Origin of the sequence: Paeniclostridium hominis (genome assembly GCF_014306135.1) — a bacterium.
Taxonomy (GTDB): Bacteria; Bacillota; Clostridia; order Peptostreptococcales; family Peptostreptococcaceae; genus Paraclostridium; species Paraclostridium hominis.
On sequence record NZ_JACRWD010000008.1, the window covers coordinates 17,513 to 30,101 of the forward strand.

A 12,589-nucleotide genomic window follows, 5' to 3' on the forward strand; every position below is an offset into this window, starting at 1 on the left:
ATGACGAAATGTTATTTGACTCACATGCACATTTAAATGATGAAAGATTTGATGAAGATAGAGAAGAATTAATTAATTCACTAAAAGCTAAAGGTGTAGACTTAGTGCTAAATCCTGGAGCTTGTATAGAAACTTCTAAAAGTAGTGTAGATTTAGCTAATAAATATGATTTTATATATGCAGCAGTTGGAGTTCATCCTCATGATGTAGGTGAAATGACTGAAGAAGATATAGAAACTTTAAGAAAACTTGCATTAGAAAATGAAAAGGTAAAAGCTATAGGAGAAATAGGATTAGATTATTACTATGACAACTCTCCTAGAGAAATTCAAAAGAAATGGTTTAAAAGACAAATAGAATTAGCTAATGAACTAAAATTACCTATAATAATTCATGATAGAGATGCTCACGGTGATACATTTGAAATAATAAAAAACACTAAAAGTCCTGAAATAGGATGTGTGCTTCATTGCTATAGTGGAAATGTAGAACTAGCTAAAGAGTATGTAAAAATGGGTTGTTATATATCTATACCAGGTACAGTAACATTTAAAAATAATAAAAAAACTAGAGAAGTAGCTAAGGAAATACCACTTGAGTATTTACTTATAGAAACTGATTCTCCATATATGGCTCCAGAGCCACATAGAGGAAAAAGAAATGATCCTTCTTTAGTTCAATTTGTAGCTGATAAAATCGCTCAAGAAAAAGGAATTTCATATGAGCAAGTTTGTAAAGCTACAAAAGAAAATGCAAAGAGATTTTTTAATATAAAGTAATATAAATAATGGGGCTATCTCAAAATAGAGATAAGCCCCTATTTTGCGAAATAGACATTTATTTTAGCTATAACCGAATTTGTAGCCTTGATAAAATTTAGTATAAAGCTTAAAATATAAAGATATTAAGTAAAATGAGCGAAAAAGGTGATTAGATGATAAAGGAAATAATAGTAGTAGAAGGAAGAGATGATGTAACGGCTGTAAAAAGAGCAGTGGATGCTGAACTTATAACTACAGGTGGTTTTGGATTTCCTAAGGGAGTTATGGAAAGAATAAAATCAGCACAAGAAAGAAGAGGAGTTATAATATTTACAGACCCAGACTTTGCAGGTGAAAAAATAAGAAAAAAGATAGCTGCAGAAGTTCCTGGATGTAAACATGCATTTTTACCAAGAGAAGAAGCAAAGAAAAATGGAGATATAGGAATAGAAAATGCTACTCCAGAAAGTATAAGAAAAGCACTTGAAAAAGTAAGAACAGAAAGTACTGATAAAAGAGATGAATTCGGACAAGTAGATTTAATAAGAAATGGACTTATAGGAAATGATGATGCATCTCACAGAAGAGATAAGTTAGGAATGATATTAGGTATAGGTTACGGAAATGCAAAACAATTTTTAAATAGATTAAATAATTATGGAGTTAGTAGAGAAGAGTTTGAAAAAGCTTTAGAAACTTTATAATAATATAAATAAAGGAGATAAAATATGGATAGACTTTCGTCACATAGAAAAACTAAAGAAGTAGTAGATAAGCATGGATTTAAGTTTTCTAAATCATTAGGACAAAACTTTTTAATAGATGACAATGTAATAGATAGAATATTAGATGGAGCAAGACTTTCAAAAGGAGATAAAATAATAGAGGTAGGTCCTGGTATAGGTACACTTACTCGTGAGATGGGTAAAGTTGCTGATAAGGTTGTAGCTATAGAAATTGATAAAACTTTAATACCAATACTTAAAGACACTCTAGATGAATTTGATAATATAGAGGTAGTAAATCAAGATATATTAAAAGTTAATGTAGAAGAGTTAGTAAAAGAAAAGTTAGGTGGAGGACCAGTTAAGTTAGTAGCAAATCTTCCATACTATATAACAACTCCTATAGTTATGAAATTCTTAGAAGAAGACATACCAGTAACAGATATAGTTGTTATGGTTCAAAAGGAAGTTGCTGATAGAATGAATGCAAATCCTGGAACAAAAGACTATGGAGCATTATCAGTAGCTGTTCAATATTACTGTGATACAGAAATAGTAGCAAAAGCTCCAAGACATATGTTTATACCACAACCGAATGTTGATTCTACAGTAATTGGGCTTCATGTAAGAGAAGAAAGAAAATACAATGTAGATAATGAAGATATATTCTTTAAAACTGTTAAAGCTGCATTTGGGCAAAGAAGAAAAACTTTACTAAATGCATTAGGGACATTAGGATTTTTAAATAAAGATGAAATAAGAGAAGTTTTAAGTGAGGCTAATATAGATGAGAAAAGAAGAGGAGAAACTCTTACAATAGAAGAGTTTGCAAATCTTTCAAACTGTGTTAATAAAAAAGTACCTTCTAAATAGAAGGTACTTTTTTGCATGTCCAAACATATAATGTTTAGAGGGACTTATATTTTATAGGGGGGATAGCTTTGAGTACTAAAAAGAAGTATAAAAGAGATTATATAATTCTAGAAGCTAAAGACATGAACTTTAGATATAAAGATAGAGTATTGCCAAAAGCATTTGCAAAAATTGAAGTTACAGAAGAAAAATCTTTGGTAGCACTTTATGTAGAAAATCTTAAGTATATTAGAGATGGATATAAAGTGGTAGCTATACTAGAAGATTACAACACTTTGGATTTAGGGCGTATAGTATTGAGTGAACAAGGTAAAGGGGAATTTGCATTAAATTTAGACGAAAATAATACTAACATAAAGGCTGTGGCTTTAGTATCTGAAAAAAGTGTACCATTAATTGGATTTAAGGGAAGTAAAATTGATAATTATGAAGAAATAATATTTACATCAGATGAAGAATATATGGAATATGAAGAATTAGAAGATGACGAAGAGTATGTATATGAGGAAGTTGAGTATGTAGAAGTTGATGATGACGAAAACTGTGAGTATGAATATGAGTATTTAGAATATGTAGAAATAGAAGAAGATAATGAAGAAAATACAGATTACAACTATGAAAATGAAGAAGATAATGAAGAAATAGAGTACGTATCATCTCCTAGACAAAAAAATCAAAGAAATAAATCAACAAAACCTAGCAATAATAAACCTGTAATTGAAGAGAATTTAAAACGTAGTGAAAAAGTAAGTGAAGAGATAAAACAAATTGATGAGGAAATAAATTATGAAGAAGCCCAAGTAAATACGGCTAGAAATTTATTAATGCCTAGACAGATAAAAAAAGGATTGAAAATGTTTAAAGAAGTTAAGCCATTTGCAAGGGATACTATAGAAAATACTAGATGGTGGAAAATAGAGATAACACCTATGACAATGTGCGGATATACTATGCCTTACTTAGGGTATATAAATACTTTAAATTATACTATGTATAGTGACATAGTTTTACAATCATATAGATATAGACATTACTTATTTGGGGTTCAATATGATGAATACAACAAGCGTAAACACTATATGTACGCTATTCCAGGAAATAAAAATGAGCAACCAGATCAAGGTCATACAGGATTTAATATGTATAAACCATGTGATGATAGAAGCGATAAGCTTGGATATTGGATTTGTTTTGTTGATTCTAGAACTAGAAAGATTATGAAGTAAATTGTGAGAGAAGTCTGATAATATCGTTTTCTATTGAAAAAAATTATGGAATAATTTACAATATATGTATGTAATACAAACTAGGAGGAGAATTGAATATGATAAATAAACAAAGATTAATCGATGAATTCATAGAATTAGTAAAAATAGATAGTCCTTCATCTAAAGAAGGTAACGTAGCTAAAGTACTAGTAAAAAAACTAGAAGCTATAGGATGTGAAGTTTGTATAGACGAAGCTGGTGTTAAAGCTGGTGGAGAAACAGGAAACGTAATAGCTAAATTAAAAGGAAACAGAGAAGGTAAAACAGTATTATTCAGTTCTCACATGGATACAGTTAGCCCAGGAGAAGGAATAAAACCTATAATAGATGAAGCAAAAGGAATAATAACAAGTGATGGAACTACAGTTTTAGGTTCTGATGATAAAGCTGGTATAGCAGCTATATTAGAAGCTTTAAGAATAATAAAAGAAAATAATTTAGATCATGCTGATATAGAAGTAGTATTCTCTATATGGGAAGAAGGCGGATTATTTGGAGCTCAATATCTAGACTATTCTAAAATAAATGCAGATTATGCTTTCGTTTTAGATAGTGGAGGATCTCCAGGAGAAATAATAACAAAAGCTCCAGCACAAGATAAAATAGAAGTAACTATAAAAGGTAAGCCAGCACATGCAGGTTTACAACCAGAAAATGGAGTAAGTGCTATAATGGTAGCTTCTAAAGCTATAGAGAATATGAAATTACTTAGAATAGATGAAGAAACTACTGCAAACATAGGTATAGTTAAAGGTGGAATAGCTACAAACATAGTTATGCCTGAACTTGAAATAGTTGCAGAAGCTAGAAGTTTAGAAGAATCAAAATTAGATGCTCAAACTAATCATATGGTAGAAGAATTCAAAAAAGCAGGAGAAGCTATGGGAGCAGAAGTAATTGCTAAAGTAACTAGAGCCTATGCACCATTTAAAATAGCTGATGATGCTGAGATAGTTGAACTTGCTAAAAAAGCATTCTCTAACATAGGAATAGAAGGATATACTGCTTCAACAGGTGGTGGAAGTGATACTAACGTATTAAATGGAAATGGATTAAAAGCTGTTAACTTAGGAATAGGAATGAAAAATGCTCATACATTAGAAGAATATATAGCAATAGAAGATATAATAAATTCTTCAAGAGCTGTATTAGAAATAATTAAAGAAGCATAATTAAATATATGATATAATAAAAGAATCGCCCAACATTTGTTGGGTGATTTTTCATTTTTAAGATAAATGATAATTAATGTTGAATTAAAACTATAATTTATTGCAGTTAAGATTTGATGTAGGTTTAAGAAAGAATAAAAATGGATAATAAAATAAAGTATATATATTAGGAGGTAATATCGTGGAAACAAGATATGATGAAGCCAATAAGGTAACAATACAATCTATAATTTGGAATGTAGTATTAACAGTTATAAAAATATTTTCAGGTATAGTTGGAAAATCTAATGCTATGATAGCAGATGGATTACATTCAGCATCTGATATAATAAGTTCAGTAGGAGTTTTAATTGGTAATAAAGTTGCAAAAGCACCAAATGATAAAGAACATAATTATGGACATGAAAAAGCAGAAACATTAGTATCGTTTTTATTATCTATATTATTAATAGTTGTATCATTAAAAATCGGATTTAATGCACTTAAATCACTTTTTAACCTAGATAGAGTTCAAGTACCTACATTACTACCATTAGTAGTATCTATTATTTCTATAGCTATAAAAGAATATCAATATAGAATAACTATAAAAGTAGCTAATAAAATAAACTCACCATCATTAAAGGCTGATGCTTGGCATCATAGATCTGATGCACTTTCATCTATTGCGGCATTTATAGGTATAGGAGGAGCCTTACTAGGTTTTAAAGCATTAGATCCAATTGCATCTATAGTCGTAGCTTTATTCGTAGCAAAAGTAGGATTTGATATATTAAAAGATTCAGCTAATGAATTAATGGATTATTCAATAGATGAGGATCAAGAAAAACAGATAGTAAACATAGCAGAAAATACAGATGGGGTAATTAACTTAGGAGAAATAAGAACAAGAAAACATGGAGCTACTGCATATGTAGATTTAACTATATGTGTAAACAAGAACTTAACTGTTTTTGAAGGTCATGAGATAGCAACTAAGTTAGAAAAACGCATAATAAAAGAGATGCAATTTGTAAAAGGTATAACAGTCCATGTAGAACCTTGTATAAATTGCCCAGGCAATTCTTGTAAAAAATAATAAAATAATATAAAAATTTATAAAAACAGCACTATGATTCAATTGTAGTGCTTTTTAGTTTGCATATTTTATAGTATAATAAAATCGTTAATTATATAGGGGGGGCTTTTATGGCAAAGAAAAGAAAGATTAAAAAAAGGATTTTAATTCTTGTAGGAATAATTGGATTCTTTATAGTATATACAGCTACATATGTTTATTTCTCAAAAAAGCAGGCAAGTGATCAGCCTGTTAAAGTCGAAAATAAAGACACACAAGAAGATTCAAGGTCATTACTAGCTCAGATGAAAACAACTGATACAGTTTATATGTCAGATAAAAACTTACAAGATGTAAGAGTAGAGCAAGAGTATTGGAATCAGATAAAGTTTTTCTCTACTAAATTTAAACAAGTAAGAAAGCCAAGTAACTATGAAAGTAAATATGAAGGTTATGTAGATAATGGTATTAGATTTTCTACTGATTTAGATTATTTTAGAATATTTACAGTAAATAAAGAAGAGTTTTATAAAATACCTGTATCAGAAAAAAAGATATTTGATAAATTATTACAAGAAAGTATATATACATCTATAGATTCTGTAAAAAAATACAAAACATGGGATAGTATAGAAATCATATATGGAGATGAAGTTAAAAAACCATGGAGATGGAATTATGATGATTTAGCATATAGTATATCTGTAAAAAGACTAGTTGGAAAAATACAGCCAGAAAAAAGTAAAGAAAGAAGTCCATACAACTTTACAGTTAAGATAAAGGGAGATGGTTATTCCATAACGCTTGAAACTATGGGAGATGACTATGTAAAAGTAACTTCTGATAAAGCAACAGCGTATTATGAAGTTCATAATGGATTATTTAATTATTTAAGAGATGATGTATTTAAAATTGAAAAGAAATAGTTATTATTGTAAATAAAAAAGCTAGGCGAAATTCACCTAGCTTTTTTTATATTATTTTTCAAGTAGCATTTCGCCAACTTTATATACAGTACCAGCTCCTGCAGTTATAACTAAATCATCATCAGTAACATTTTCTGCAAGGTAATCTACTATTTCTTCAAATTTACTTAAGTATATTACATCAACATTATTTTGATATAATTTATCAACTAAATCTTTAGAATGTATGTCTCCTGGATCTTTTTCACGAGCTGCATATATATCAGTTATTATAACTTTATCAGCTGCATAAAATGCATCAGAGAATTCATTTAATAATGATTTAGTTCTCGTGTAAGTATGTGGTTGGAATATACACCATAATTTATTTTTCTTAATTTTCTTAGCTGCAGATAATGTAGCTTTTAATTCTGTTGGATGATGTGCATAGTCATCTACAACTAAAGCATTGTTGTATTTACCTTTAACTTCGAATCTTCTACCTACACCACTATATAAAGATATATTTTTTCTTATAGTTTCTAATTCTACACCAGAAACTAAAGCTGCTAATATAGCTCCTGTAGCATTGTATACATTGTGTATTCCAGGAACAGAAAGCTTAAACTCTCCTAAATCAATTCCATTGTAATTTATATTAAATATTCCATAGCCATCAGCGTCGAATTTAATATCTTTAATTAGAGCATTATTTCCTTCGTTTTGACCATATTTAATAACAGTAGCTTTTATTTCATGTAATATATCCTTAGTATTTTCATCGTCTCCATTTATTATGAAGTAACCATCGTAAGGTAATAATTTACCAAATTTATTAAAAGATGCTTTTATTTCATCTATTCCAGAGAAATAATCTAAATGATCTTCTTCTATATTTAAAACGACAGATATTTTAGGGTTGAAGTTTAAGAAACTATCAACGTATTCGCAAGCCTCTGTTATAAAGTTTTGAGATTTTCCTATCTTAACATTACCACCTATTATGCTAAGGTTTCCGCCAACTAGTATAGTTGGGTCAAGTTCTGCATATTCAAATATAGCAGATAGCATTGATGTTGTAGATGTTTTTCCATGAGTACCAGAAACAGCTATAGAATTTTGATATTCTCTCATTATTTGCCCTAAAAAAGCAGCTCTATTTATAATTAATTTATTTTTTTCTTTAGCAGCAACTAATTCTTCATTATCAGATTTAACAGCAGCAGTATAAACTACCATATCTATATCATCAGTTATATGTTCTTTTTTATGACCTATATATATAGTTGCTCCTTGATCACGAAGGTTATCTAATAAATGAGAATCTGTAGAATCTGATCCGAAAACATTGTAACCTTTATTTAAACATATTTTAGCTAATGCACTCATGCTAATACCGCCAACACCTATAAAGAATATGTTCATAGTGAAACCACCTTTCTAGTAAATTAAAAGTTCTACAATAAGAACTATGTTTATGATATAATAGTATAATGTTCAATATTTTAAGCAAAATAAAATTATAAAATATTTCTACATATTAAATATATTAAATTTCGAATAAAACATAACAAATATTATAACATAATGATATAAAATATGCATTAATAAGTTAAAATACATAGGTTTTTAGTACAGGAGGTATTTACATGAAATTTAAAAGGACGGAGCGTATAGGTGCAATAGTTAAAATATTATCTGATAATCCTAATAAAATATTTACATTAAGCTACTTCACATCTAAATTTAACTCAGCAAAGTCTACAATAAGTGAAGATTTAATAGTTGTTAAAAATGTTTTTGAAAAACTTGAGTTAGGACAAGTGATAACGATATCAGGTGCAGCTGGTGGAGTTAAATATATACCTAAAACATCTAAAGCAGAAAATGAAGAGTTTTTATTAAACCTATGTGAAGAAATAAAAGACCCATCTAGAATTCTTTCTGGAGGATTTTTATATCTGATAGATTTAATATATGACCCTAGAATAGCATCTAAAATAGGTAAAATATTTGCATCAAATATAGATTATTCACAAGCTGATTATGTTGTTACTATGGAAACAAAAGGTATACCTATGGCGCTTATGACAGCAAAAGCTATGAACTTACCTTTAGTTATAATAAGAAAAGACACAAAAGTATCAGAAGGGCCAACACTTAGCATGACATATGTAAGCGGAAATAGTTCAAAAGTAGAAAGTATGAGTTTACCTAGAAAAGCTGTTAAGCCTGGAAGTAAAGTTATATTAATAGATGACTTTATGAGAGGTGGAGGAACTATAAAAGGTATGATAGAACTTATGAATGAGTTCGGAGCTGAAGTTATAGGAAAGGGAGTATTTATATCTACAACTAACCCAATTAAGAAAATGGTTGATGATTATATATCTTTAATTCAAATAGATGTAATTAATAATGAAGTAGTGAGTGTTGAGCCAAATTTACAAACATTTAGAGAAGAATACTGGACTACTAAAGATATAAATGAAATTGTAGAAGAAGAAAGCATTATGGATGATTTAGAAGGATAAGACAAGTTTTGAGGGCAAATTTCTATCAAATAAAAAAAAAGTAAAAAAATAATAAAAAATTTCTAAAATAATAGAGGAAATTTAACGAGTTGATAGAATTAATATATTATAAAACAGTTTCAGTTTTTTTAATTAAATTTGTCAAACACAAAAGGGGGATATTAGTAAAATGAAAATTACTGACGTGAGAGTGAGAAAATTAACTGACGAGGGGAAAATGAAATGTATAGTTTCATTAACTTTCGATAATTTATTTGTAGTACATGATATAAAGGTTATAGAGGGACATAATGGATTATTCATAGCTATGCCAAGTAGAAAAATAGGAGAAGGAAACTTCAGAGATATAGCTCATCCTATAAATGCTGAAATGAGACAAATGCTAGAAGATGAAGTATTAAAAGCTTATCATGAAGCAGTATCTCAATTAGAAGTAGCTGCTGAATAATTAACAAAATTAAAAACATAATATATTTTTAATATATTTCTTGAAGAGCCGAATTCCAGGCTCTTTTTTATTTGAATAATATGTACTTTTTTACACAAAAATGGTATATTAGTTATTGTAATTGACAAATTGTATACAAAATAAATAGACTAACATATTATAAAATAGATTACTAAAATAATTAAAAAAGTTGAAATGGAGTGGGTTTATGAATTTTAAAGCTATAATCCTAGCAGCAGGAAAAGGAACAAGAATGAAGTCAAGTTTACCAAAGGTAGTACACAAAGTGTGTGGAAGAGAAATGGTAAACCATGTTATAAATGTATCTAAAAATTCAGGTGTTAGTGAAATAGTTGCAATCTTGGGTCATGAAAGTGAAGTAGTTCAAGGTGTATTACCTGAAGAAACTAAGATAGCTATGCAAACTGAACAATTAGGAACAGGTCATGCAGTTATGATGGCTAAAGAACATATATCAGAAAATGATACTATAGTTGTATTATGTGGTGATACTCCTTTAGTAAATTCAGATACACTAGAAAATTTATTTAAATATCATTTAGATAATGGATATCATGCAACTGTTTTAACAACAAAGGTAGATAACCCAACTGGATATGGAAGAATAATAAGAGATGAAAATGAAGATTTATTAAAGATAGTAGAGCAAAAAGATGCTAATGAAGAAGAAAAATTAGTAAATGAAATAAACTCAGGTATATACTGTTTCAATGGAAAAAGTTTAAAAGAAGCTTTATCAAAGATAAACAATAATAATGCTCAAGGAGAGTATTATTTAACTGATACAATAGAGATAATGAGAGAGAATTCATTAAAAGTTGGAGCATTTAATGGTGCTACAATAGAAGAATTAATGGGTGTTAACTCAAGAGTAGAATTAGCCAAAGCAGAAGAAATAATGAGAAGAAAAATAAATACTATGCACATGGTTAATGGTGTAACTATAATAGATGTAAATCACACATATATAGAAGCTGATGTAAAAATAGGAAATGATACAATAATATATCCTGGAGCTATGCTAAAAGGAAACACTGTTATAGGAAGTAATTGTGTTATAGGTATGAATTCATGTATATCAAATTCAACAATAGGTGATGATACAGAGGTAGAAAGTTCTACTATAATAGATAGTAAAGTAGGTAATAATACTAAAGTAGGTCCGTATGCATACTTAAGACCAAAAAGTAATATAGGAAACAATGTTAAAATAGGAGACTTTGTAGAAGTTAAAAACGCGACTATAGAAGATAATTCTAAAGCATCACATCTAACTTACATTGGAGATGCTCATGTAGGAAAGAATGTTAATATAGGGTGTGGAACTGTATTTGTAAACTACGATGGAAAAAATAAATTTAAATCAGTAGTAAAAGATGGGGCATTTATAGGATCTAATTCAAACTTAGTTGCTCCAGTTACAGTAGAAGAAAATGGATATGTTGCGACAGGGTCGACAATAACTCATGATGTACCAGCTGGAGCTTTAGCAGTAGCTAGAGAAAGACAAGTAGTAAAAGAAGGCTGGGTAGAGAAAAAGAATAAAAAAAATAAATAATTTTTTAAGTTAGACTTTAACGTAAATATAGCTTTTGGCTATATTTACGTTTAAATATAAATATTTTCTTTAACAAAATTTTCGGGAGGTAATTATGAATACTAGCGGAAGCGAAATTAAAATAATTGCAGGAAATGCGTCGAAAGAGTTAGCTCAAAAAGTAGCTGATTACATAGGTGTACCAATGGCTAAGTGTGAAGTTGGCACATTTAGTGATGGCGAAATATCTGTAAATATAAGTGAAACAGTAAGAGGATGTGATGTCTTCGTAATACAATCAACTAATAGTCCAGTAAATGATAATTTAATGGAATTATTAATAATGATAGATGCATTAAGAAGAGCATCTGCAGGAAGAGTAACTGCTGTTATACCATACTATGGATATGCAAGACAAGACAGAAAGGCTAAGGCTAGAGATCCAATCACAGCTAAATTAGTTGCTAACTTAATAACTGCAGCAGGAGCAGACAGAGTTTTAACAATGGATTTACATGCAGCTCAAATACAAGGATACTTTGATATACCACTAGATCACTTACAAGGTGGAAAAATATTAGCAGATTATTTCAATACTAAAAACATTGAAGATTTAGTAGTAGTTTCACCTGACTTAGGAAGTGTTACAAGATCTAGAAAATTTGCTAATGACTTAAATGGAGATGTTCCAATAGCTATAATAGACAAGAGAAGACCAAAAGCTAACGTATGTGAAGTTATGAACATAATAGGTGAGGTTGAAGGTAAAAATGTTATATTACTAGATGACATGATAGATACTGCTGGAACAATAGTTAATGCTGCAAATGCTCTTAAAGAGTTTGGTGCTAAAGATGTTTATGCATGTTGTACTCATGGAGTTTTATCAGGTCCAGCTATAGAAAGAATAGAGAATTCAGCTATAAGCGAATTAATAGTACTTGATACTATACAACTTCCTGAAGAAAAGAAGATAGACAAAATAAAAATAAAAACAGTAGCTCCTTTATTTGGAGATGCTATAAAGAAAATATTTGCTAACGAGTCAGTAAGTAAATTATTTAACTAAATATGCGTGTAAAAAAGAGACCTTTTATAGGTCTCTTTTTATTTGTATTGCTTAGATATAAATATAGATTATGATTTAGAGAACTATGAATTACTGAGACAAGCTTTAATGAGAGGATGCTTTGAAAGTAAAAACATAATTTTATGGTTAAATACTAAAGAAGTTATATAAAAGTCAAATAAAATACCTAAAGGTTATAAAAAGATTTACAAGGTTTTA

13 protein-coding genes are annotated in these 12,589 nt (G+C 29.0%); 12 read left to right on the forward strand and 1 reads right to left on the reverse strand.

What is annotated here, in order from left to right; translation table 11 throughout:
* Nucleotides 1-8: 8 nt before the first annotated feature.
* The 7 genes from H8891_RS13185 to H8891_RS13215 all read left to right on the forward strand — a co-directional run bounded on the left by H8891_RS13185 (nucleotide 9) and on the right by H8891_RS13215 (nucleotide 6,782).
* Nucleotides 9-779, forward strand: a complete 771-nt coding sequence (locus H8891_RS13185; RefSeq protein ID WP_187006788.1) for a TatD family hydrolase — start codon at nucleotides 9-11, stop codon at nucleotides 777-779.
* Nucleotides 780-934: 155 nt separating this feature from the next.
* Nucleotides 935-1,465, forward strand: coding sequence for a ribonuclease M5 (gene rnmV / locus H8891_RS13190; protein ID WP_147547792.1), 531 nt, complete (start codon nucleotides 935-937; stop codon nucleotides 1,463-1,465).
* A 24-nt stretch (nucleotides 1,466-1,489) separates the two neighbouring features.
* Nucleotides 1,490-2,359, forward strand: a complete 870-nt coding sequence (rsmA, locus tag H8891_RS13195; RefSeq protein WP_187006789.1) for a 16S rRNA (adenine(1518)-N(6)/adenine(1519)-N(6))-dimethyltransferase RsmA — start codon at nucleotides 1,490-1,492, stop codon at nucleotides 2,357-2,359.
* Between the two features lie 68 nt (nucleotides 2,360-2,427).
* Nucleotides 2,428-3,585 carry a hypothetical protein gene (locus tag H8891_RS13200; RefSeq protein ID WP_187006790.1) on the forward strand — a complete coding sequence of 386 codons (1,158 nt, stop codon included), beginning with the start codon at nucleotides 2,428-2,430 and terminating at the stop codon, nucleotides 3,583-3,585.
* Between the two features lie 98 nt (nucleotides 3,586-3,683).
* On the forward strand, nucleotides 3,684-4,799 hold the full coding sequence (locus H8891_RS13205; protein WP_187006791.1) for a M20/M25/M40 family metallo-hydrolase: 1,116 nt from the start codon (nucleotides 3,684-3,686) through the stop codon (nucleotides 4,797-4,799).
* Nucleotides 4,800-4,980: 181 nt separating this feature from the next.
* The gene (locus H8891_RS13210) at nucleotides 4,981-5,877 is read left to right on the forward strand and encodes a cation diffusion facilitator family transporter (RefSeq protein ID WP_187006792.1); all 897 of its coding nucleotides are present in this window, start codon (nucleotides 4,981-4,983) and stop codon (nucleotides 5,875-5,877) included.
* A 110-nt stretch (nucleotides 5,878-5,987) separates the two neighbouring features.
* Complete coding sequence (locus H8891_RS13215) at nucleotides 5,988-6,782, forward strand: hypothetical protein (protein ID WP_187006793.1); 795 nt, start codon at nucleotides 5,988-5,990, stop codon at nucleotides 6,780-6,782.
* Nucleotides 6,783-6,833: 51 nt separating this feature from the next.
* Here the strand turns inward: H8891_RS13215 and murC are convergent, their stop codons facing one another.
* Complete coding sequence (gene murC / locus H8891_RS13220) at nucleotides 6,834-8,186, reverse strand: UDP-N-acetylmuramate--L-alanine ligase (RefSeq protein WP_187006794.1); 1,353 nt, start codon at nucleotides 8,184-8,186, stop codon at nucleotides 6,834-6,836.
* Between the two features lie 224 nt (nucleotides 8,187-8,410).
* Between murC and purR the strand changes: the two genes are divergently transcribed.
* From purR to H8891_RS15530, 5 genes are all read left to right on the forward strand, one after another.
* Nucleotides 8,411-9,295 (forward strand): pur operon repressor, encoded by an 885-nt coding sequence (purR, locus tag H8891_RS13225; protein WP_147547777.1) that lies wholly within the window; start codon nucleotides 8,411-8,413, stop codon nucleotides 9,293-9,295.
* 169 nt (nucleotides 9,296-9,464) lie between these two features.
* Nucleotides 9,465-9,743: a septation regulator SpoVG gene (gene spoVG / locus H8891_RS13230; RefSeq protein ID WP_147547775.1), complete on the forward strand. Its 279-nt coding sequence runs from the start codon at nucleotides 9,465-9,467 to the stop codon at nucleotides 9,741-9,743.
* Between the two features lie 208 nt (nucleotides 9,744-9,951).
* Nucleotides 9,952-11,322, forward strand: coding sequence for a bifunctional UDP-N-acetylglucosamine diphosphorylase/glucosamine-1-phosphate N-acetyltransferase GlmU (glmU, locus tag H8891_RS13235; protein WP_187006795.1), 1,371 nt, complete (start codon nucleotides 9,952-9,954; stop codon nucleotides 11,320-11,322).
* A 94-nt stretch (nucleotides 11,323-11,416) separates the two neighbouring features.
* The gene (locus H8891_RS13240; RefSeq protein ID WP_147547771.1) at nucleotides 11,417-12,370 is read left to right on the forward strand and encodes a ribose-phosphate diphosphokinase; all 954 of its coding nucleotides are present in this window, start codon (nucleotides 11,417-11,419) and stop codon (nucleotides 12,368-12,370) included.
* 42 nt (nucleotides 12,371-12,412) lie between these two features.
* Nucleotides 12,413-12,541, forward strand: a complete 129-nt coding sequence (locus H8891_RS15530) for a hypothetical protein (RefSeq protein ID WP_276510632.1) — start codon at nucleotides 12,413-12,415, stop codon at nucleotides 12,539-12,541.
* Nucleotides 12,542-12,589 lie beyond the last annotated feature (48 nt).